15 protein-coding genes and 1 pseudogene are annotated in these 23,901 nt (G+C 43.5%); 13 read left to right on the top strand and 3 right to left on the bottom strand.

Going from position 1 to position 23,901, the window contains the following annotated elements; genetic code table 11:
- The first annotated feature begins 3 nt into the window (after window positions 1-3).
- The 3 genes from L1286_RS18655 to L1286_RS18645 all read left to right on the top strand — a co-directional run bounded on the left by L1286_RS18655 (window position 4) and on the right by L1286_RS18645 (window position 1,979).
- On the top strand, window positions 4-177 hold the full coding sequence (locus L1286_RS18655; RefSeq protein ID WP_235408537.1) for a DUF6435 family protein: 174 nt from the start codon (window positions 4-6) through the stop codon (window positions 175-177).
- A gap of 90 nt (window positions 178-267) precedes the next feature.
- A complete protein-coding gene (locus L1286_RS18650; RefSeq protein ID WP_235408536.1) occupies window positions 268-690 on the top strand; it encodes a hypothetical protein in 423 nt (140 codons plus the stop codon).
- A 182-nt stretch (window positions 691-872) separates the two neighbouring features.
- Complete coding sequence (locus L1286_RS18645; protein ID WP_235408535.1) at window positions 873-1,979, top strand: serine hydrolase domain-containing protein; 1,107 nt, start codon at window positions 873-875, stop codon at window positions 1,977-1,979.
- A 77-nt stretch (window positions 1,980-2,056) separates the two neighbouring features.
- Here the strand turns inward: L1286_RS18645 and L1286_RS18640 are convergent, their stop codons facing one another.
- Together L1286_RS18640 and L1286_RS18635 are read right to left on the bottom strand one after the other, a co-directional pair.
- Window positions 2,057-2,884, bottom strand: coding sequence for a CvfB family protein (locus L1286_RS18640; RefSeq protein WP_235408534.1), 828 nt, complete (start codon window positions 2,882-2,884; stop codon window positions 2,057-2,059).
- A 3-nt stretch (window positions 2,885-2,887) separates the two neighbouring features.
- Window positions 2,888-4,216: a DEAD/DEAH box helicase gene (locus L1286_RS18635; RefSeq protein ID WP_063373801.1), complete on the bottom strand. Its 1,329-nt coding sequence runs from the start codon at window positions 4,214-4,216 to the stop codon at window positions 2,888-2,890.
- Window positions 4,217-4,481: 265 nt separating this feature from the next.
- Here L1286_RS18635 and trhO point away from each other — a divergent pair, with 265 nt between their 5' ends.
- The 10 genes and pseudogenes from trhO to L1286_RS18585 all read left to right on the top strand — a co-directional run bounded on the left by trhO (window position 4,482) and on the right by L1286_RS18585 (window position 21,722).
- Complete coding sequence (trhO, locus tag L1286_RS18630) at window positions 4,482-5,468, top strand: oxygen-dependent tRNA uridine(34) hydroxylase TrhO (RefSeq protein ID WP_235408533.1); 987 nt, start codon at window positions 4,482-4,484, stop codon at window positions 5,466-5,468.
- Between the two features lie 269 nt (window positions 5,469-5,737).
- On the top strand, window positions 5,738-6,844 hold the full coding sequence (locus L1286_RS18625; protein ID WP_235408532.1) for a sensor histidine kinase: 1,107 nt from the start codon (window positions 5,738-5,740) through the stop codon (window positions 6,842-6,844).
- A 14-nt stretch (window positions 6,845-6,858) separates the two neighbouring features.
- A complete protein-coding gene (locus L1286_RS18620) occupies window positions 6,859-7,701 on the top strand; it encodes a LytR/AlgR family response regulator transcription factor (protein WP_235408531.1) in 843 nt (280 codons plus the stop codon).
- A gap of 281 nt (window positions 7,702-7,982) precedes the next feature.
- A pseudogene (locus L1286_RS18615) lies at window positions 7,983-10,640 on the top strand (family 16 glycosylhydrolase); the annotation flags it as partial.
- Window positions 10,641-11,216: 576 nt separating this feature from the next.
- Window positions 11,217-14,186 (top strand): TonB-dependent receptor, encoded by a 2,970-nt coding sequence (locus tag L1286_RS18610; RefSeq protein WP_235408530.1) that lies wholly within the window; start codon window positions 11,217-11,219, stop codon window positions 14,184-14,186.
- 94 nt (window positions 14,187-14,280) lie between these two features.
- Window positions 14,281-15,540 (top strand): sugar MFS transporter, encoded by a 1,260-nt coding sequence (locus L1286_RS18605; RefSeq protein WP_235408529.1) that lies wholly within the window; start codon window positions 14,281-14,283, stop codon window positions 15,538-15,540.
- Between the two features lie 35 nt (window positions 15,541-15,575).
- Window positions 15,576-18,080, top strand: coding sequence for a glycoside hydrolase family 3 protein (locus L1286_RS18600; RefSeq protein WP_235408602.1), 2,505 nt, complete (start codon window positions 15,576-15,578; stop codon window positions 18,078-18,080).
- Window positions 18,081-18,262: 182 nt separating this feature from the next.
- On the top strand, window positions 18,263-18,835 hold the full coding sequence (locus tag L1286_RS18595) for a hypothetical protein (RefSeq protein WP_235408528.1): 573 nt from the start codon (window positions 18,263-18,265) through the stop codon (window positions 18,833-18,835).
- Window positions 18,836-19,555: 720 nt separating this feature from the next.
- Window positions 19,556-20,530, top strand: coding sequence for a DUF1852 domain-containing protein (locus tag L1286_RS18590; RefSeq protein ID WP_235408527.1), 975 nt, complete (start codon window positions 19,556-19,558; stop codon window positions 20,528-20,530).
- 157 nt (window positions 20,531-20,687) lie between these two features.
- Window positions 20,688-21,722, top strand: coding sequence for a methionine synthase (locus tag L1286_RS18585; protein WP_442961759.1), 1,035 nt, complete (start codon window positions 20,688-20,690; stop codon window positions 21,720-21,722).
- Between the two features lie 113 nt (window positions 21,723-21,835).
- Here the strand turns inward: L1286_RS18585 and L1286_RS18580 are convergent, their stop codons facing one another.
- Window positions 21,836-23,839, bottom strand: a complete 2,004-nt coding sequence (locus L1286_RS18580) for an alpha-amylase (protein WP_235408526.1) — start codon at window positions 23,837-23,839, stop codon at window positions 21,836-21,838.
- Window positions 23,840-23,901: the final 62 nt, after the last annotated feature.

Below are 23,901 nucleotides of genomic sequence, written 5' to 3'. Positions count from 1 at the left end.
AACATGTTTGGTATTTTTAAATCTGATCCAACTAAAAAGTTAAAAAAAGAGCATGCAGTATTGTTGGAAAAAGCAATGCATGCACAAAGAAATGGAGATATTCGCGGCTACGCCATGCTAACCGCCGAAGCTGAATCTGTGTGGCAAAGAATTGAGCAATTGGAAAGCAATCAATAATGGTTGCAGACGAAAACATTTGTCTTAAACAGCGATAAATAATCTTAAGAAGTGTAGAATATAGGGACTAACACACATAGGATTATATAAATGAAGTATTTAGTGCTGGTTTCAACATTACTGTTAGGGGCGTGCAGTTCGACGTTCAACCTTCAACAGAATGTTGACTTGATAGCTGCGGTAGCAGGGAGTGCGTCAAGTAGTGTTTATGGCACGTACCAGTTCGAGGTCAAAGCGTCGGGTAAGTTAAACGGGAAAGTCTATTTAAATACTGAAGACGATTATCGAGATAGTCAATCAATCTCGATTGCGTTATCTCCTGAATTTGTCAAAGCGTTTATTCGTGATAAAGGGTTAAGTCCCAAAGTCTATTTTTTAAGTAAAAAAATTGAAGTAACGGGCGAAGTCCAAAGAATAAAAGTCAATTTATACTCCGGCGGTCAAAAAACGGGAAAATATTACTATCAAACCCATGTGATAGTTAATACCCTTGACCAGATAAAAGAAATTTAATAGCGTTATTAACGCTGCAATATAACTGGGAGCTCAGTGTCGGCTTGTCAGCATTCGGGCTTCTATTTTATTTTTTTAATTTACCTTTCTGACTTTCTTTCTTTTTTAAATATCTATATCTTTTTAAACGTATCAATACTGAGATATCTCTCATAACTGTAAATGCCAAAAAATAAGAATAAATGATGAATAACCGCTTTACACTACTTCCAAAAGTGAAACACTTTGGGCTCAGCGCAGTATGCCTATTCTCATCCACGTTTGCTCTTGCAGGTGACGTGGATGCGTTTATAGAAAAAACGATGACTGCGCGCCATATTCCCGGTTTGCAGCTGGCTGTTGTAAAAAACAATCAAGTTGTAAAGGCAACCAGCTACGGGGTTGCAAACTTACAAGATAATATTGCAGTAACCAATCAAACAGTTTTCTCCATTAACTCTATGACCAAAGCCTTTACTGGTGTAGCGCTCGTACAGCTGGTGGAAAAGGGGGTGATTAGCCTTGATGATGAAGTTGCTAAGCACCTTCCTGAGTTACCCAAGGCTTGGCATAAAATTCAGATTAAGCATTTGATGGCCCATACATCGGGCTTACCTAAAATATTAAGCGGTTACTATATTGATTTGATTGTCAGGGGGGATCCGAAAGCGGCTTGGGAGAAGGTACAAACCTTGCCAATGATATCTGATACAAACACGCGCTTTGACTACAACCAAACAGGCTACGTCATCGTTGGTAAAATAATTGATAAATATGTAGATGGCAGTTTTGTGGAATTTATAACCGATCATCAATTAAAGCCAGTCAATATGCATTTGACAGCAGAATCGGGTTTCGAATACATGACACCGGTGATCAAAAATCAAGCTCGTCAGTATGTGTATGATCATAAAGAAAAGCGCTTCGTTAATATCTATGGGCGATTTTCCTATATGATGAGGACGGCTGCGGGTATGAACTCGACCGCGGCGGAGCTTGCACAATACCTAATCGCATTACAGGCTAACAAACTTGTAAAAAATACCAAACTGCTTTGGGAACCAGTCAAACTAAACAATGGTAAAATAAGTGGCTTTAGTAAGTTAGAAAATGGCTATGCGATTGGCTGGCAAGTACTAGATCGCGAGCATCATCCAGCGGTGAGTGCAAGTGGCGGTAATGCGGTTACAATGATCCATTACCCAGAAAATAATGTGTCGATTGTCGTATTAACAAATTTAGTGGGGGCGTTGCCCATCCAGTTTGTAGACGGCATTGCAGCGCATTATATTGACGACTTTAAACTCTAAACTAGGTATATGTTTATCTGGGCTTGATTTGGTTCATTAGGTGATTTGTGCAAAGTGCTCAAACCACCCAAGGATCATTACTTACGAAGCGAAATTGAGGTGGCTTCTATGTCAATTTTCCCTTGCTTGAAGAGCCCGCCAATGGCTTTTTTGAAGTTTGCTTTACTGGTTGAAAACGCTTGTTTAATTTGCTGAGGATCAGACTTATCACCGAGTGGTAAAAAGCCATTGTTCTCTTCTAGCTTGGCTAGAATTTGCTCTCCTAAGCCTGAAATCTTCTCAATGCCTGGCTTTTCAAGTAACACATCAATTTTGTCGCCATCACGTACTTGCTTTATATAGCCTTTCATACGCTGGCCAATATACATACGCTTAAATACCGTGTTAAAAAACACCATACCAAAATGGGTTTCATTAATGACGACTTTATAGCCCAGGTCGGTTTTTGAGGCAATGATCAGGTCAACCTCTTCGAACTTGCTATAATTCGCGGGCGTTTTATTAACAAATTTATTGATGTTGCTCGAAGCACACAGGCGCTTACTCGCGTTATCTAAGTAAAGCTTAACCAAATAGCTATAGCCTTCGCGCATTTTAGGCTTTTGCTCGTTGTAAGGCGCAAGGACGTCTTTGGCAATACCAAGGTCCATGAACGCGCCTACTTTATTAATTTGTTTGACACGTAACAGCGCGAACTCGCCCACCTGTGCGATCGGTGCTTTTGTGGTTGCGCAAGGGTGCCCTTGATTGTCTGAATAGATGAACACTTCAACGTTGTCACCTTCTTCTAAATATTCAGGTTTTTCATCCAAAGGTAAAAACACATCGCCAAGCTCTTTACCATCTAGATATGCGCCTTCAGCGCTGATCTCTTCAATCATTAAAAATTGCTTAGTACCTAGCATGGTTTATTCCTCGGCTGGCTTTGGTTTTCTACGAAGTGGTGCGTTGCCATCCACGTCAAATGGGGCTGCAATCGGCTTTTTAGGTGCCTTAGGCTTTTTAGTAAACTTACGTTTTTGCTCAGGCTTTTTACCAGCAGCAGGCTTTTTACCTTTATACGCTGGTTTTTTAGGCTTTTCTTTAAAGCCTTTGAATTTACCTTCTAGACCTTCAATGGTGTGGAAAGTCAGCTTTTCTTTGAGATATTGTGCAATTGCTTGGTAGCTCTTCCAATCTTTTGGACCCACTAATGAAGCCGCAGTACCTTTAAAGCCTGCGCGGCCTGTACGTCCAATACGATGAACGTATTCTTCCGCTTGTTTTGGCAAGTCAAAGTTGATGACGTGCGTGACGTTTAAAAGATCAAGGCCACGTGATGCCACATCTGTTGTGACCAATACTTTATATATACCACGGCTAAACGCATCCATAATATCAAGGCGTTTGTTTTGTGCTAAATCGCCCGCTAGCCCAATGGCTTTAATGCCCATTTCGTTCAGTAAATCACTCAAACGCGTAGTGTCTTGGCGCGTTGCGGTAAAGATAATGCATTGTCCAACGTCATCTTGCTGCACAAAGTGTTTAAGTAACGCTTCTTTGTGGTCTAAGTGATCTGCAAAATACAACGCCTGTTGAATATCTTCGTGCTTTTCATTACTGCCGCTTAGTAGGATCTTTTTCGGCGACTTTAATAGCGCTTTTGCGGTAAGCTCAACTTGTGCATGTTCTAATGTCGCTGAAAATACCATGGTTTGACGAAGGCGATGGTCGGCTTGACTATTAATGGCATTGAGTTGTTTATCAAACCCTAAATCAAGCATACGGTCTGCTTCATCAAAAATTAACAGCTCAAGGCCAGCAAGGTGTAATGACTGTTGTTCGAGGTGGTCTGTAATACGACCTGGCGTTCCAATCACAAAATGCGGATTCTTACGCAGTGCTTTTACTTGGTCGTTAAAGTTTTCGCCGCCAAGCACTTTGGTCGCTGTCATAGAAGTACCGGCAATTAATAAGCGGCACTGGGCAAAAACCTGATTCGCTAATTCGCGCGTCGGAGCAACAATGAGTACACGAGGATCGCGTTTACTCAGCGCTTTTTGTTTCATGACACGCTGTACCGCGGGTAACAAAAACGCCAAGGTCTTTCCTGAACCGGTTTTTGACTGCGCAAAAACATCGTGGCCTGCTAAAGCTGTAGGAATGGCATGTGCTTGAATTTCAGTAGGCTCATTAATTCCCTGATGTTGTAGTTGCTTTTCAAAGCGAAGGTCAAGGCCGAGTTCGGAAAATCTCAAAGTTACTTTCTCCAGTCATTATTCTAAAAAACGCGCCATTATAGCAAAGAGCCAGATAAAGGCACTATATAAATCTTAGTTTAAAATTCTTTTTGCTTTCGTTTTAATCACTTGGAATAAAAACGCAGCACTTAATTCCTTGCTTTTTGCATTTGTTTTATAAATCCGTAAAATACACGCCTCAGCGCCGGATTTACGATTCGGTTTGTGCCTACGCGTCGTGTTTAAGTGTAGGTTGTTTTAAAGCTTATAAAAGAGAATTATTATGACTAAACCTTATGTTGTTTGTGCAATGTATAAGTTCGTTTCGTTGCCTAACTTTGAACAGATCCGTCAACCTTTGTTGCAAGTAATGGAAGAGAACGAAGTACGTGGAACTTTGCTACTTGCTGAAGAAGGTATAAACGGTACTGTAGCGGCAAAACGTGAAGGTATCGATGCGTTACTTGCATGGTTGGACAAGCAACCAGGTCTGGACAACATTGTGTATAAAGAGTCTTTTGACGAAACATGTCCGTTCTACCGTACTAAGGTGAAGTTGAAAAAAGAGATTGTGACCATGGGTGTGCATGGTATTGACCCTAAGAAGGTGGTTGGTACTTATGTTAAGCCGGAAGACTGGAATGCACTCATCTCTGATCCAGAAGTGGTACTCGTTGATACACGTAACGATTATGAAATTGAAATCGGCACGTTTAAAAATGCGGTTGACCCAAAAACTAAAACTTTCCGTGAATTCCCTGAATGGGCTGAAAAAAACCTAGATCCTAAGAAGAACAAAAAAGTAGCAATGTTCTGTACTGGAGGGATCCGCTGCGAAAAATCAACTGCTTACATGAAAGAGCAAGGGTTTGAAGAGGTATATCACCTTGAAGGCGGCATCCTTAAGTATCTAGAAGATGTGCCAAAAGAAGAGACAATGTGGGAAGGCGAATGCTTTGTATTCGATAACCGCGTTGCTGTCGATCATGACTTGAACAAAGGTTCCTATGAGCAGTGTCATGCTTGTCGTATGCCAATCACTGCAGATGAAATGAAATTAGAGCAGTATATGGAAGGCGTATCGTGCCACCATTGCTATGACAATGTAACGGAAGAACAAAAAGCGCGTTTTGCTGAACGTCAAAAGCAAATGGAGTTAGCTAAAGAGCGCGGAGAGGGCCACATCGGCCATGAAGCACAAGAAGCGCTTCGTCAACGTAAAGAGCAAAAGCAAGCGCAAAAAGAAGCGCAGCGCAATCAGTCAGCTTAATTTGCTCTAAATTTAGTTTTGATAAAGCTATTTTTGACGCCCTTGGTCAGTTTGTCCAAGGGCGTTTTTATTTGAGCGCATCAAAAGATGCGCTTTGGTTAGCTCTGCTTTTGTGACATTTTAATTTTAGTAATGCCCCTCTAATTTAAGGGGTTATTGTATTTCAATGTTCAAAAATGAGCGTGCTCAATGGCGGCTGTTGCTGATTTGGGTTCCTCAATGGTGTGCGCTTATACTGCAATTGGATGAGTTTATACCGAATAACAATAATGAATACACCAACTCCGTCAGAACTGACAATTTCACTCCAGGCTTTTTCAAAACAGAGCCATCAATTTTGGTCATTACAGATCTTAGGTTGGCTCGGATATACAATGGTGGTGTACTTTTCCATCATTCATCCGCAGTTTGACGACAACGACTTTAACTTAAGCGGGCAGCTACTGAATTTATCTGTTGAAGTGGTCTGTGGCTTTATTTTGTCATTTTTACAGTGGTCGATTATTAGACGAATTGTACATTGGCCGCTTAAGCATACATTGATTGCGAGCTTTGCCAGTGCAGCTATTCTAGGTTTGGTATTCAATATCATCAAATTAGCATCATATAAGACCATTGTTTATCATCAAGTTTGGTACCAAGAGCTTAATATGCTGGAGTTTGGTGGCTGGTTTTTGTTCTCAGTTTCTACCATGTTTGTATGGACAGCTATCTTTTTTATTATGTTATACAACGCCCGTTTGCAAAAAGAGCATGAAATGTTGCTCAGAGCTCAAACTGCGGCCAAAGACGCACAGCTACAAATGCTGAGATACCAGTTAAATCCTCACTTTATGTTTAATACGATGAATGCCATCTCTACTTTAATTATGAAAAAGGAAAATGACATGGCACAAGAGATGTTAGACAAACTCTGTGATTTCTTTCGAGCTTCACTTGAACATGACACGTCAGACGCCAGTCATCTAGGCAAAGAGCTTGAGTTGTTAGATTTATATTTGAGTATAGAAAAGGTGCGCTTTTGCGAGCGGCTCACTGTAAATTATGACGTAGACCCCTATTCAAAGCAGGCAAAGCTGCCACCGCTCATACTACAGCCCATCGTTGAAAATGCGATTAAATATGGTGTTGAGGCAAGGAAAAAACAAAATGTCATAGATATTAGCGTGACTAAGCACGGAGCGCAGCTAGAGATTTTGGTAGAAAATGAAGGGGGAGAATCAGACAAGCCCTACGAAAAAGGATTTGGAATTGGCTTAAGCAATACCAAAGAGCGCCTAGATACTTTCTTTAACATGCCATGCCAGCTTCGAGTTGAGAATGGTAAAACAAAAACACGCGTCACGATGGTTATTCCCTTTGTGATAGAAAAATAAGCATTGGAAAAAATATGATTACTGCGGTATTGGTTGATGATGAGCCTTTGGCAATAGAGGGGTTGAAGCTGCGACTCGAGAACATATCTGACATTGAGATTGTAGGGGAGGGATTTGACGGCGATGATGCAATTCGTTTATGCCATGAGCATCAACCTGACGTGCTGTTTATTGATTTAAGATTGCCTGGACTCAGTGGTCTTGAAGTGGTTCAAGGCTTGCAATCGGACACCATGCCGCTGGTTGTGTTTGTCAGCGCGTATAGTGATTATGCGATAGAAGCGTTCGAGCTCAATGCATTGGATTATTTAATGAAGCCTGTCAATCTAGGTCGGCTGAAAAAAACAGTGGATAGAATACGGGGCGCCCTCACTGAATCAAAAGATACGCATAAAAGTGAAGAAAAAGCGAAGCTGCTAAAAGCACTAGGTGAATCATCAGGACTGAGCATTGCGCAGCTTCAAGCATGGCTTGATAAAGAAAGTGCGCCATTTCCGACAAAACCGAGGCATGAGTTACTGATCAAAAATCATGATAACGAGCAGGTTTTCCTGCGTGTAGACGACATTATGTGGGTTGATGCTGCTGGTGACTACATGTGTATTCACACAGAAAAGGAAAATTACGTTGTGCGGATCACGCTCAAGCGCCTCAGCGAAGAACTTGATAGTGGCACTTTTGCTCGGATCCACAAATCAACCTTAGTAAATGTGAATTTTGTTAAAAGTTTTACCACACTAAAGAACAATGAATCGATGTTGGATTTAGGTGGAGATATCAGGCTTAAAGTGAGCCGAAATTATAGTGACACTGTGAAGTCATTGTTGAAATCTCGAGTGGGAGATACATTTTTGTAACCCATATGTCTCACATTTCATCGTGTAATTGTTTCGTCTTGTCGTGCACGGTGCAGCTGCACCAGCATTGACGCAAAATTGCACCGCGATAGCGCATTTTAATTGTCACAATATTATCTTTCCATCAATATTTTAACTGCCAAATTTACATTTTTAATTTGCATTTAATACAAATGCATTTGGCCAAATGACAACGATAAATGTGCCAAGGCTCACAGTGTGATATTCGCTTTTAAGGTGAACGTCACATATGCACTGTGAGCAAATGTGGAAGTGATGAAATGAAACCAACAGTAAATCAAGTGTTTGGCGTTTGCCTGCTGAGTGCGACACTGCAAGGGTGTGGCGGGGGCGCAGAAACAAACACGGATACCAGCCAAATATCACCAGAAGTTCCCGTATCTGATTGGCAACTCGTATGGAGTGATGAGTTCGACACAGACACCATTGATGCCAATAAATGGCTGCATGAAGTCAATTGTGACGGCGGCGGCAACAATGAACAACAGTGTTATACAGCCAGCAATGAGAATTCTTATGTCGACGGTGGCATTCTCCATATTGTGGCTCTACCCGCCGCAGAAGGAGAGCAAAAGCCCTATACATCAGCGAGACTCAGTTCAAAAAATAAAGCAGATTTCAAGTATGGACGTTTTGAAGTACGCGCAAAATTGCCATCTGGCCAGGGAAGTTGGCCAGCATTTTGGCTTTTACCGACTGATGAAGTATATGGCGGGTGGCCAAATGCTGGTGAAATCGATGTTGTTGAGTCGGTTAACTTAAAAGCGAAACGAGAGGATGGGACTCTAGAGCGCCATGTATATGGCACACTGCATTATGGCAAAGATTGGCCTGACAACGAATCAAGTGGTAAAGAATATCTTTTGCCCAATGATATGAATCCCGCTGATGACTTTCACACTTATGCGATTGAGTGGCAAGAAGGGGAAATTCGTTGGTATGTAGATGGTCACCTTTACCAAACACAACGCCGTTCGCAAGCGCTTTATAATGGCGATGGCGACGCCGTTGGGCTGATTTATCGTGGGTGGTTTACCGAATATTTTGGACAGGATTCTGGGGAGTTAGAAACCCATTGGGACAATGCGCCATATGACCAAGAATTCCATATGTTACTCAACCTTGCGGTAGGTGGCAATTGGCCTGAAAGCGTGAATGAATTGGGTGTTGATGCGTCAGCTTTCGCCAGTGGTCAACATTTTGAAATCGATTATGTACGTGTGTATCAATGCCGAATCAACCCAGAGACAGGTAAAGGGTGTGATACGGTGCGCGGCGGATTCGATAGCTTAGAAGACGCATTGGTGGAGGGCAAAGCACCTACACCCATTCCTCCTTCCTCTGGCATTGCCCAAAACTTAGATATTTTTAACGGCACGCCAAATCCTAATTGGCCAGCTTGGGACTGCTGCGGTGGTTCAACGCCTGCCTTAGTCGATGATGACGAAAAAGGAACGGTTTACGAGTTTGTGGTCGGAGAAAGCCCAACTGTGAATGGGTTTATTTCTCGCGAGGCATTTATTACAGATGAAGCGGGCACAGCGACCCCCTTTGATGCAAGCCCGCTGCTCAGTAGTGGCACACTTAGTTTTGAAATGAAGGTGGTGAGCTTACCCAGTGCCAAGGATACTCCGTGGCTTCTAAAAGTTGAGAGCGTAGATGCTTCTTCGGCCGTTGAAGTGGCATTAACCACCAGCGTTGAAGGACAAACGCCTGCGCTTGGCCAGTGGCAAACGTATACGTTTCCATTACAAGCGCTTGCAAATGGTGGGTTGAATCTGAGTGCGATTGACGCTGTAATGATTTTTCCGACTTGGGGCAGTGGTGATGGTGCAGTATATCAGGTGACTAACATGCGCATTGCCGATGATACTGTGTCGGTACCTCAATCGTTTGTTATCTTTGAAGACGTCGTGAATCCCGCATGGCCCTTATGGGACTGCTGCGGCGGCACAACGCCACAAATAGTGGAAGACGACGTTGAGCACGGTAATGTCGCTGAGTTTTCTGTAGGTAACGAACCTACAGTATTAGGCTTTATCTCGCGTGCCGACAATATCGTCGAAGAAGGTGTTTCTCCAATGCCATTTGACGCTTCGTCTATGTTTTCCGATGGGATGTTTCAATTTGAAATGAAAGTCGTAAACGCGCCTGATAACTCCGAATCTGTTTGGAAATTAAAGTTAGAAAGTAACAATGCGGCAACTGCGGCAGAGTTGGACCTCACGAACAGTATTGAGGGGTTAGCGCCAGTGACGGGCGAATGGCAAACCTATACGTTTAAACTCGCTGACTTAGCGAGTGCAGGTTTAGATGTAAGTGCAATTGATGTTGTGATGATTTTCCCAGCTTGGGGGACGGGCGAGGGGGCACTTTATCGCGTTGATAATTTAAAATTTTATCAACCAACAGACGCACCTGCATTCGAAGGACATGTGTTATTTCGAGATGACGTGCTCGCACAGTGGTCGCTATGGGATTGTTGTGGTGGCACGACGCCAACGATTGTAAACGATGATGCGCAACACGGTATGGTAGTTGAATATACTATAGGGGCGCAGCCGACAGTGGTTGGTTTATTTGCTGATGATGGTGTTTATCTCGACAGCGCTGCATTTTTACAATCTGGTGTGATTCAATTTGAGATGAAAGTGGTTAGTGCACCGATTAACGCTGATTCTGTTTGGAAATTTAAGATTGAATCCATGGACGCAACTACGGCTGTAGAGCTAGATTTAACGGCAAGCCAAGAAGGCAAAGCCCCCCAAGTTGGTCAATGGCAAACTTATACGTACTCTTTACAAAGTCTTGCCGAAGCTGGGTTAGATGTGACGGCGATTGATGTGGTGATGGTATTTCCAGCTTGGGACACCGGTGAAGGCGCCGTATTCAGACTAGATAACGTACTTATTTACAACCAAAATTCTGTACCTCAGCCGCAATCTTTGACTCTATTCAAAGATGGACAAAATAGCAGTTGGCCTATCTGGGATTGTTGTGGGGGCTCCACGCCTTCTGAGCAACAAGACGATACTGAGCATGGGATCACGGCAGAATTCGCAATCGGTGCCGAGCCGACGGTAATGGGGTTTCTTGCCAATGAAGGCGCACACTTTGATGCCAGCGCTTTAGTCACGGCTGGTGTTGTCCGATTTGACTTGAAAGTCATCAATGCACCGAGTGATGCGAGTAGTGTCTGGAAATTCAAAATAGAGTCGCTCGATGCTGAAACGGCTGTTGAACTTGATTTGAGTGCAAGTATCGAAGCACTCGTCCCCGTTGCTGGGCAGTGGCAAACATACACCTACTCTTTACAGTCTCTGGCAGATGCAGGTTTGGATGTATCCAAAATCAATGTCGTGATGGTTTTTCCCGCATGGGGTACGGGCGAGGGTGCTGTGTATAGAGTTGATAACGCAGAAATCACCGTGCCGTAACGCGGCAAATACAAGGGGGATAACTTCCCCCAGCACATAGAATTTAGTAGGTTAGTTATGAAACAAGTTCAATTTGTATCTTCGCGCGTTGCTTTGTGTGTCGCATTAGCTCTGTCTAGTAAAGCTTATACTGAGGAGCAATCAGAAACCAGTTTAACAGCACAAGAACACAATACAGAAATAGAAGTGATAGAGATCCGGGGGATCAAGGGGAGCTTGACCCGTGCAATGAATCTAAAAAGGAACTCGTCTGGGGTGGTGGATGCCATTTCAGCTGAGGAAATGGGGAAGTTTCCCGATACCAATTTGGCTGAATCTTTACAGCGTATCACTGGTGTTGCAGTTAGTAGAAGCAATGGAGAAGGCTCTCAAATTACGGTTAGGGGTTTTGGACCTGATTTTAATTTAATTACGTTAAATGGTCGGCAAATGCCAGGAACCGGTAATTCGAGGTCATACAACCTTGAAAATTTGTCGGCTGATGGGGTTATGGCATTAGAAGTATTCAAAACGGCACGAGCAGAGAATCCAAGTGGAGGGCTTGGTGCCACCGTGAATATTGTGACCAGAAAGCCACTCGCCAGCCCTGGGGAGCGCTATACGTTTTCCGCGAAGGCTATCCATGACTCTTCAAATGTTGAAAACGACGAAATCACCCCAGAGTTGTCAGCGCTTTATTCAAATACTTTTATTGACGACACGTTTGGCGTGTCATTGTCTCTTACACATCATGAACGTGACTTTCAAAAGCAGCAAGCACATATTCAAGGCTGGCAAGCCAATGTGGACTTGCCCAGCAACATCGACCAAAGCAAGGTCATAGATCCAAGGCCGCTTGATAGCGAAGGCAAACGCGTGGGCGATCATTTTTTCCCTCGTGATATGAACTATGGCATCGAAGATCTGGAAAGGGACAGAACCAATGGTCACATCGTTTTTCAGTATGCGCCGAGTGATGACTTAGTGTTATCTGTAGACTACACCCATACCAAAGCGGTCACTGGAAAGAATGGCATAGGTTGGGGAATGTGGAATGAATATGGCGGCAATATCAATGCATACGAGTTAGATGAAAATGGTACAGCAGTTTTTGCCGATATCAGTGGCAATGATGGGTCTTTTACGGCATCGCGTTCAACAACCGAAGTGATTGAAAAGTCCGCTGGGATAAATATCGATTGGCAAATCAGTGATTCATGGCATGTTTCTGTTGACTATCACGACTCTTCGAGTGAGACAGATAATGGTATAGATAAAGGCATTGGCAGCGAAGGCGCTTTAGTATTGGGCTCAGACCAACTGAAAACTAAAACCTATGATTATCGCACAGGCGATATTCCACATGCGCAAATACATTGGCTAAATGGTTCAACTACATTGCTTGAAAGTGAAATTGACTCACACTTTAGTCAGTTTGTTCATTCTCCCGGTAAATCAGAGGTTCAGCAGCTTCAAATAGATGCAACTTGGGAAAACGACCGGTTTGATATCCCGCTGATTGATATTAAATTCGGTGCTGCCATTACGGATCAAACGATGGGGGGCTCCAACGCCTGGAGCGGCTTAATTGGCGGTTTTTTGTTTAACCCTGCTTGGCCGCAAATGTTCCCAGACAGTATGTTTGTCAGAAACAATACGAATGGATTTCTGGATTCATTTGCCAGCGGAGGGGCAAACTTAAACCCTGATTACTACTACACCTTTAGCTTTGATGAAGTGGTCGCGCGGTCAGAGGCATTTTTAACCAACGATGTGTTAGGCGGGGATGACTACTTTGCCACAACGGCGTATCACGATTTGGGCACATTCTCTCAAAGTTCTGTACAAGAGGAAACGGTGAGCTTGTATATTCAAAGTGCTTGGGAATTTGAGGTTGCGTCTTTACCTGTGTTCTTGAGCCTTGGTGTTCGATACGAAGAAACTGATGTAACTAGCGTCGATAAGCAGCCAATTCCAGTATCGGTTTGGTGGTTAGGTGGCAGCGAGTGGCACACACAATACCTCCCAGAAGACAATAGCCAATTCACTTCTGAAGGGCACCACGATGTGTTGTTGCCAATGATTGACGTTAAAGTCGATATCACCGATGCGCTTGTTGGTCGTGTGTCTTGGGGCAAAACAATCACACGTGCACCGCTCGGTGATTTGTCTGGTGGTAGAGTGCTCTCAGGCAGTCCAAAAATAGGCTCTCGTAATGGCAGTGAAGGCAATACCAATTTAAATCCTTTTGAGTCAACCAACTTCGATTTAAGCCTTGAATACTATTACGATGAAAGTAGCTATGCAGCGATCGGGTACTTCAAAAAGTCAGTTAAAAATTTCATCGGTAGTCAGATCAACGAAACAACCATTGATGGCTTTCATGATATTTATCAAGGGCCAAGATGGAACCAAGCGATAGCTGATATTGAAGCCCGTGGTGAGCAAGCAACAAGCGACGCCATTTTTCTGCAAATGCAGGCAAATGGCGCGACGTTGAATGCACAAGGTTATATTGAACCCGCGGGAGACGATCCATTATTAGCGTGGAAAATAACTAAGCCATTTAATGCGCCTGATACCAAAAAAGTGGACGGTTTCGAAGTGGCATTTCAGCATGTATTTGGTGAGAGTGGCTTTGGCATTGGGCTAAATGCGACGTTTGTAGATGGAGACGTGGAGTTTGATGTCAACAGTCTAGAACAGCAAACACCGCTTACAGGTTTGAGTGATTCAGCTAACGCACAAGTGTTTTATGAGAAAGACGGACTATCTATCAAACTCACTTATGCTTGGCGTGATGAATACTTAATAGGCGTAGGTCAAGATCAAGGCTCTGCTGACAATCCACCTCAGTTTGCTAAATCATACGCTCAGTTAGATGCCAGCGTGAACTACGACATTGACGAGCGGTGGACGGTTTTCTTTGAGGGTATAAATCTCAACGATGAAACCGAGCAAGGTTTTGGTCGATATGAACGCCAGTTCTTATTCGCTAGGCAGTATGGACCTAGGTATAACTTAGGTGTGAGATACAGCTTTCAGTAAATCTAACCACGTTTTTATCCCTTAGTTATTTTAGAGCGCCGAGTATGCAATTGTGTTTATTGTATGGACTCGGTGCTTGTTGGAGTTATCTATTATGGCAACCGAGTTTGCTTCAAAAGCGGCGCAAGTGGACCAGTCTTCTGATTATCCAAAAAAGAGTGGTTTTGCACTCTCAGCGCTGACAAGTTTATTTTTCATGTGGGGGTTTATAACCTGTCTGAACGACATTTTAATTCCCTACCTTAAAAGCGCGTTTCAGTTAAGTTACACACAAGCGATGCTGGTTCAGTTTTGCTTTTTTGGTGCGTATTTTATTGTGTCTATTCCAGCTGGAAATCTGGTTGGTAAAATTGGCTTTCAAAAAGGGATTGTGCTGGGTTTAGCAATTGCTGCTTTGGGGTGTGTTCTGTTTGTGCCTGCGGCAATTATTGGGGTTTACGAAATATTTTTACTCGCGCTGTTTGTGCTGGCGTCTGGCATTACTGTGTTGCAAGTATCAGCTAATCCGTATGTAAGCGCACTTGGGAAGCCAGAAACGGCACCTTCAAGACTAACGCTTACGCAGGCGTTTAATGCCCTTGGTACTACTATTGCGCCTTTCTTTGGTGCGTACCTTTTGTTCTCTTCTGGGCAAGATATCACGTCGAGCGGTGCCGATGCGGTTAAAGTACCGTACTTAATACTCGCGGCAACATTGGCTGTGCTGGCAATTGTTTTTGCTGTGCTTAAATTACCAAAACTTGTTGAATCGAAAGAGGACTTGTCCGCGAGTTCGAGACCTCTGACAGACCACCCTCATTTGGTTCTAGGCGCCATAGGGATATTTTTATATGTGGGCGCTGAGGTGTCTATTGGCAGTTTCTTGGTGAGTTTTTTACATCAGCCAAGTATTGCTGGGTTAAACGAATCACAAGCAGCTAAGCTCATTGCTTACTACTGGGGCGGCGCGATGGTAGGGCGCTTTATCGGTGCTGCGGTGATGCAAAAAGTGGCTGGTGGAAAAGTACTGGCTTTCAATGCTGTTATGTCAATGAGTCTGGTCATATTTGCAGTGAGTCAAACCGGCGCGATTGCCATGTGGGCAATGCTCGCGGTTGGCTTATTCAATTCAATTATGTTTCCTACGATTTTCAGTCTGGCGATTTCGGGTTTAGGTAAAGACGCGAGTCGTGGCTCTGGTTTACTGTGTTTGGCGATTGTCGGCGGCGCGATCATTCCCATATTGCAAGGTGTGCTCGCTGACAACATCGGGTTACAAGGTTCATTCTTCTTACCTGCTGCGTGCTATATCTTCATTACGTATTTTGGCCTTTGGGGATGTCATAAAAAATCAAGTAAGGAGAGAATGCAGTGAACAACTTAAAACAAACAACGTTATTCTGTGTTTGTATGACGGGCTTGCTCAATGCATGTGGCCAATCAGAACGACTTGAGACAAAGGCTGCAACAGAGCCTTCTATTTGGCCACATATTGCCTCGGAAGTTGCGGTATCAAAAGATGTTGAGTTGCGTGTGGCCAAGCTCCTTGCAAAAATGACTCTTGAACAAAAAGTCGCACAAATGATACAGCCAGAAATACGTGATATCACGATAGAAGATATGCGCAAATATGGATTCGGCTCTTATTTAAATGGTGGCGGGGCGTTTCCAAACAATGATAAATACGCGTCTGTCTCTGATTGGGTTGCGTTGGCAGAGTCGATGTATCAAGCATCAATTGATGCGTCTGTGGATGGCTCGACAATCCCAACAATGTGGGGAACGGATGCGGTCCATGGTCATAACAATGTGATTGGTGCGACGTTGTTCCCGCACAACATTGGGCTAGGTGCTGCAAATGATCCTAAATTAATAGAGAAAATTGCTCAGGCCACTGCCAAAGAAGTGCTCGCCACTGGTATTGAATGGATTTTTGCGCCGACAGTAGCCACGGTGCGAGATGATAGGTGGGGAAGAACGTATGAAGGGTACTCTGAGGACCCAGAGATCGTCAAAAATTATGCTTATGCCATTGTAAAGGGATTGCAAGGGGATGGATTATCCAATGGCGTATTTAAAGAGCAGCATGTGATCAGTACCGTTAAGCATTTTGTGGGAGATGGTGGCACACTCAAAGGTGATGACCAAGGCAATAACATCGTTAACGAGCAGACCCTCTTTAACATACATGCTCAGGGCTATGTGGGTGGGTTAAAGGCAGGCGCACAGTCCGTTATGGCATCCTTTAATAGTTGGCATGGAGAGAAGATCCATGGCAACAAATATTTACTGACGACAGTGTTAAAACAGCGTATGGGGTTTGATGGTTTCGTGGTTGGGGATTGGAATGGTCACGGTCAAATTCCAGAATGTACTAATGATAGCTGTCCACAAGCGATCAATGCAGGCTTGGACATGTTTATGGCACCCACAAAAAGTTGGAAGCCTTTATTTTATAATACCATTGGCCAAGTCAAAGATGGCACCATACCGTTAAGCAGGATAGATGATGCTGTTACTCGGATCCTTAGGGTAAAGGTACGAGCAGGTTTGTTCGACAAACCAAGTCCAGCACAGCGACTTTACGCAGGTGACAGTAAGCTATTGGGAAATCAACAACATAGAGCCCTTGCGAGAGAAGCTGTGCGCAAATCAATGGTCCTACTCAAAAATAAAGCGGGTATTTTACCACTGTCGCCAAAACAAAATATTTTAATGACAGGCGATGGGGCACATAACATCGGCAAACAATCAGGAGGATGGACCATTACGTGGCAGGGGACCAACAATGCGAATTCAGATTTTCCTGGTGGCACCTCTATCTATGAGGGAGTGAAGCAACAAGTAGATAAAGCGGGGGGCACAATCACGCTCAGTATTGATGGTAAGTTTGAACAGCACAATAAGCCAGATGTTGCGATCGTCGTGTTTGGAGAAGAGCCCTATGCGGAAGGACAAGGAGATAGACCGCATTTGGCGTATCAATACGGTACCAAACAGGATTTACAGAGAATTAAATCATTGAAAGCGCAAGGTATACCCGTTGTGTCGTTGTTCATCAGTGGCCGTCCGATGTGGGTCAATGCAGAACTCAATGCCAGTGATGCATTTGTGGCACTTTGGTTACCTGGTTCAGAAGGTGGGGGAGTTGCCGATGTGTTGCTAAGGGACAAACAGAACCGTATTCAACATGATTTCTCGGGCGTTCTGTCATTTTCTTGGCCAAACACACCAACGCAGCATGCTAATCGCTTTGATGGAACGACACCATTATTTCCATACGGGTATGGTTTGAACTACGCAAAAGTAGACACCTTAAGCGAGACCTTGAGCGAGTCATTCGATATTGGCTCAAGTGTTAATGAAGTCGAGATTCTATACGATGTACAACCAAAAAAACCGTGGGCTTTATATCTTACCGTGGGCGACGAAAAAAAACGGGTAGAATCCAATAGCGAAATGCTCAATGGCGTCGAATTTCGAACGATTGATCGCTTTGTACAAGAAGACAGTATGCAGTTATCTCTTAACAATCATGTGCATGCAGGGGTTAAGTTGATCAGCAAACACGGTTTTCCTGAAGACCTGAGTGCCTTCGTCGGATCGAATGCTTACCTAACATTTGATGTATCGCTGAACTCGGGATCACTCATTGGTGCTGCTATCGGGATGAATTGCATGGGGCAAAAACCATGTGACTCTCAGATTAAAATAGCGGACGAACAATTGCAGACTTTAACTACGCAGTGGCAGCAAGTTGCAGTTCCATTGGCGTGCTTTGCAAGCTTGGATGCAAAATTATCGCAGACGGCATCCCCTTTTAGTATATCGCTTATCGGAGAGGCCAAAATTGGATTGGGTAACATTGCACTGCGTGCGGCCGTGCCTGACGCTTTAATCATTGCATGTGAATAATAATGAGCGCAGTCATTTTTATCCGAACTTAAGTGTTAATGCGACGTGCGACTTATATTATGTAATTGGGATTGTAAATCAAGTTGATTCACTAGATATCATTACTTTTGCAAAAAATGCATTTACATGGCATGGTGGGCACCCCATTATAATGGCTTATTTAGATTCTCAGTGAGGATACAATGACTGAAACATCTTTACCTAAATCAGTGACGGATGAACCAGCAGAAATGGCGTTTTATATTGTGTCAGCAAGAAAGTTTTGGACACTCAATATTATGACATTCGGCTTTTACTCCGTTTACTGGTTTTATAAGCACTGGCGTGAATACAAAAAGAGTACAGGGGACGATATATGGCCGATTGTGCGAGGCCTATTTTCGATATTTTTTGCGCACTCGTTGTTTTCATCTATGGAAGTGCAATACGAGAAAACACAAAGCACACCACCAAATGGCATTATTCATTACGCCACTGTCTTTGTTGTATTTTCAATTCTGGGCAACGTAGGTGGGCGACTTGCTGACAACGAAATTGGCATTCCGTACACCATATACTCTATGTATATTACCCTGCTTATTTCGAGCTTTTGTTTACACAAAGCTCAAACCGTGGCCAATTTTGCTTGTGGGGATCCAACGGGTAGCAACAATGACCGGTTTACATTGTTGAACTTTATATGGATTTTTATCGGGTTAGCCTTTTGGATGTTGATGATCATCGGCACTTTTGCATTGGTGACTGGGCAGGTATAGGCAAAGGCTGGCAAGGCTAAACGTATAGTTAAAGTGTTCTAAGGGCCAGTGTTACTATCACATGGCCCTTTCTAGTGCTTATGCATAAAAAACAAATTGATGGCCATGATCACCAGTAGCAAAGCAAAGATTATTTTACTGTTGAAACAGGAAAACAATGCGTGGCTTTAGCACCCAAAGCGGCGGTAAACCATGAAGCTCATACAACCCCAAGCAGCGTTGGTAAATACATAGACTCTTTAAACCCATCTTTTAATTCAAATTGACTGATACCTGAGCTGATACAGCCAGTTGAGCCGAATAGGACGATCAAGGTCCCACAGGCAGATTCGCCGCCAATTCACAATAGTCCAGCCAAAAATCCAACGCCACAGCCTAACAAGTCGCGGTATAAAATCAATAAGAGTAATTCACTCATTGCATTCGATTTTTTAATAGTAGCAGCAAGACTACACGAAGGTGGCTGGATGTCCTCTCCAACCCGCATGGGCTTTGATTATTAGTTTTCTTCAAGAACAATTTGAATTTATAACATTTTTAAACAGCGAAGTATCCACGTATAACTAACTCAACGAAAAGCTCTAGACGTCTAGATGTCAAAACTAAAGATCATACTAAACATGTTCGACGTTTTGAGATCATTAGATAAGGATATTAAGCCGAGTCTAGGGGGGAGAAATTATTTAAGGCTGTTGCCAAAAAATTTGGATACCAATCATCATGAATAAAGATTTTACGTTTACTATTAAAAACCTTCGCCTTGACGAAAACTACCACCCGTCAAACAGTACCCGTATTACAACTAACTTTGCTAACCTAGCTAGAGGCGAGAGTCGTCAGGCAAATTTACGTAATGCTTTACAGATGATAGACAACAGTTTTAATGCGTTAGCACATTGGGATAACCCAGAAGGCGACCGTTACTCTGTTGAATTGGAGATCGTTTCTGTAGATTTGGATGTTGAGGGCAGCGGTGACACCTTCCCATCCATAGAAGTTTTGAAAACTTACATTATTGATAACAAAACGGGCGAACGTATAGAAGGTATTGTTGGAAATAATTTTTCATCATATGTACGTGACTATGACTTTAGCGTCTTGCTGCTTGATCATAACAAAGACCGGTCGCAGTTCAGTATTCCAGAAAACTTTGGAGAACTTCACGGTAAGTTATTCAAGTACTTCGTTAATTCAGAGACTTATAAAAATAACTTTAAAAAGCCGCCTGTTATTTGCTTGAGTGTGTCAGATAACAAAACATACCATAAAACAGAAAATCAACATCCTGTACTTGGTTTTGAATACCTACCTAACGAGTCATCTTTAACTGAGCTGTACTTTAAAAAGATGGGCTTACAGGTGCGCTATTTTATGCCGCCAAATAGCGTAGCGCCTTTCGCATTCTATTTTTTTGGTGATTTACTAAATGATTACAGTAACCTAGAACTAATCAGTACAATTAGCACTATGGGGACATTCCAACGAATTTATCGCCCTGAAATCTATAATGCAAACGCAGTTGCAGGCGCATGTTACAAACCAAACTTGAAGAATTTAGATCATTCACTCACCCAGATTGTCTATGACCGAGAAGAACGGGGCCAATTAGCAAAAGAGCAGGGTAAATTTGCAGAAGAAAACTTCATAAAACCTTACCAAACGATTCTTGAGCAGTGGTCGGCAAGCTATGCGTAATCTCTCGTTGTTTGAGTTATGAGGACGATCAAAGGCTAGCAAGCGACTCGTGAGTGCGGCGTAAAGCGCCGGTCTCGCACGATCGTTAATGACACAAGGCGGGATTACTGACTCATAACTTTATGCAAAAACATAGAAAAAATAATCTATAGCGGCAATCATTTCGAAAACTTTATTACCAACATCAACAGCAGGTAGTTTACCCAAGCCATCTTGGCTTGCAGAGCCTGAAGTGCTTTGGTCCCCATGGAAACTTGAAGGATCAGCACTTGTTGCTGGTAAGCATGACGCGCTAAGAGTCTCCTTACAGGAGCAAGCATTTTCAGGGGTGGACATTGTCAGCGATGGGGAGCAAACCCGTCAGCATTTTGTGACAACGTTTATTGAGCACTTAGATGGTGTTGATTTTGAAAAGCGCGAGACGGTGCGCATTCGTAATCGCTATGATGCAAGTGTACCAACGGTGGTTGGACCGGTGAGTCGTCAAAAGCCGGTTTTTGTTGAAGATGCAAAGTTCCTTCGCGCGCAAACAGACAAGCCAATCAAATGGGCATTGCCTGGGCCGATGACGATGATCGACACCTTGTACGATGCGCATTATCAGAGCCGTGAAAAGCTGGCTTGGGAGTTTGCCAAAATCCTGAACCAAAAGGCAAAAGAATTAGAGGCTGTTGGCGTCTATATAATTCAATTTGATGAACCTGCATTTAATGTGTTTTTCGAAGAGGTGAATGCGTGGGGCATTACGTGTTTAGAGCGAGCAATCGAAGGACTTAAATGTGAAACTGCGGTCCATATTTGTTATGGCTATGGCATTAAAGCCAATACTGACTGGAAAAAGACCTTAGGCTCTGAATGGAGGCTGTATGAAGAAGTGTTTCCAAAGCTTCAACAATCAAATATCGACATTATTTCATTAGAGTGTCATAACTCGCGTGTGCCTATTGAACTGTTGGCGTTGATCAGAGGTAAAAAAGTCATGGTTGGTGCAATTGATGTTGCAACAAATACCATTGAAACACATGAAGAAGTAGCTGACACGCTACGTAAAGCACTGAAATACGTCGATGCAGATAAGCTGTATCCCAGCACAAACTGTGGTTTGGCACCATTATCCCGCTCAGTTGCGAGGGGCAAACTGACGGCACTGAGCGCTGGGGCTGAGATAGTACGAAAAGAGCTTTCAGTTTGATTGCCCTCAGTATTTAGTGCAATTAAAAAAGCAACCATTGCAATGCAATGGTTGCTTGGCTCTGATAACCTAAGGGAGATTAATCGGTTTTCAGTCTAATTAAATAGAAGGGCTCACAGCGCTTTAACAAAATGCAGGTCCTTACCAAATTCAAACATGTTGAGCATGCCACACTTCGCAAAATGGTTATGACTGTTGTAAGGGCGATTTTGTTGTGAAATGTTATCTTCCCAGCCTTGGCCATTTTTCACATAGGCTTTGAGCTCAAACCAGCCATCAAATGTTTTACTGCAATCCATTTCAACTTCTAGTTTCCAGTAATGCGGTCCCCATTGATTGAGGCTTGATTCTCCAAATCCATGCTGTGTATAGGTTTTTTTATCACCCCACTGCAATGGCCATTGATTGGTGGTCCAATCAAGCGCCGTGCCTTGTGCATGTGCTGATTGTCCGTTCTCTGACGCTTGCCAATCTAAAAATAAATCACCCACTTTCCATGGCGCAGTTGTCCCATTTCGTAAGTTTAGGTGTTTGATTGGTACTTGGCATAACCCCGGGTTAGCTTGGCAATTTACTCCGCGCTGAGACGCAGCACTATGATCCAGTCCTCCGCGCACAAACATATCTTGTCCGTTTTGCGTTTCTGCTTTGATAAATACGACTGTACGTTGCCAGTCTCCGACGGGTGGCTGTTGATCGGTGATTCCATTGTGATGAATAGCAATGGCGTCCATGGCACTCAAATTAACCTGCGTGTAACCGTCTTGGTCAACGACTACGGTTTTTCCTACGCATTGGTTTGCGCTTTTTCCACCGCTCAATTCATCACAGTAGGTACCGGGCTTTAACCCCGTTTGCAATTTGGCTGACATGTTTGAAGATTCACGGTTAATAGCCACAAATCCTTGATCGCCCCTAGAAAACGCGATTTGATTATTACCATTGTCCCACCAGTTCGACACTGTCCAGTGCCCAGTAGTGTGGTTTCTAAATCGCATCGCACCTGCAATAAAAGGCTTTCTGTGTTCACACTGCCATTGTTGAGCATTACAATTTATGGCGCTACCCTGATGCACGGGCACATTTGGCCCACCCGCATCGGTGTCACCATTGAACTCATAACTAGACATCACCTTTGGGTATCCATATGGATATGCCAACATAAAGACATTTGCTAAGTCATACAGTTTACCGTCGTGGAAAGTCACAATGGAGCCCGCACCGCCATGACCCCTTTGGTTATCATGGTTATCTGTAAATACAACTGCTTTATAACTGGGCATGAAACCCCATTGCTCACCGAAAGTCTTGAGCCAAGCAAGCTTGCCGGTTTTAAACGTTTCGCTCAGTTTAAGGCTGTATTTAAACTCCGTGACTAGTCCGTTTTGGAAGTACTCAGATGCTTTGATGGCTTCACTGCCTTGGTCGATCACTTCTTGGAATACGACTGACTCTTTGTCTAATTTTGCGAGCACATCACCAATATCGGATGGGGGCATATGTTTACTCGCATCAAGCCTAAACCCAGCAACGCCAATCGAAAGGAGATCATTTAAAAAGTTGGCTAGTTGAGTTTGAACATATGGCGCGTCGGTATCCAAGTCATGTAATCCAACTAGTTCGCAATTTTGAACGCGCCAGGCGTTGTTGCCATAGTCTTGCGGATTAATTGCACAGGTTTGATGAAAATCATTCGGACTGTAAATTGGGTATTGCTTATTGCCAAACGTGTTGCCTGCGACGCCACTACCGCTGCCATGGGCCATGTGGTTGATCACGGCATCCACGTAAATATCAACCCCCGCGGCTTTACATCTTGAAACCATGTCAACAAATGCATTTCTATCGCCACCGCGACTGATAAGTTGATAGCTGACAGGTTGATATCGAGTCCACCATTGGCTGCCGGTTATGTGTTCATTTGGGGGGGAGACTTGAACTGCGGCATAGCCTTGAGGACCTAAAAATGTTTCACATTCTTTGGCTACATCTGGCCATGACCATTCAAAAAGGTGAACAAAGGTAGTGGGTTCGCCAACACTGCTCGGTGCAGAAAAGGCGCTTGTGGAGGCAAGTACAGCAAAACTTGCGGCGATTGGTAATTTTATTTTATTCATTATTGTGCCTCTCATTTACATGAGATTTACAATATATAGTTCTTTTCAGAACATTCTATTGA

The sequence above is a fragment of the Pseudoalteromonas sp. SMS1 genome, assembly GCF_021530565.1.
In the GTDB taxonomy this organism is placed as follows: Bacteria; Pseudomonadota; Gammaproteobacteria; order Enterobacterales; family Alteromonadaceae; genus Pseudoalteromonas.
The sequence above is the reverse complement of the archived record's forward strand: the minus strand, read 5'-3'. Positions and strand labels throughout refer to the sequence as shown.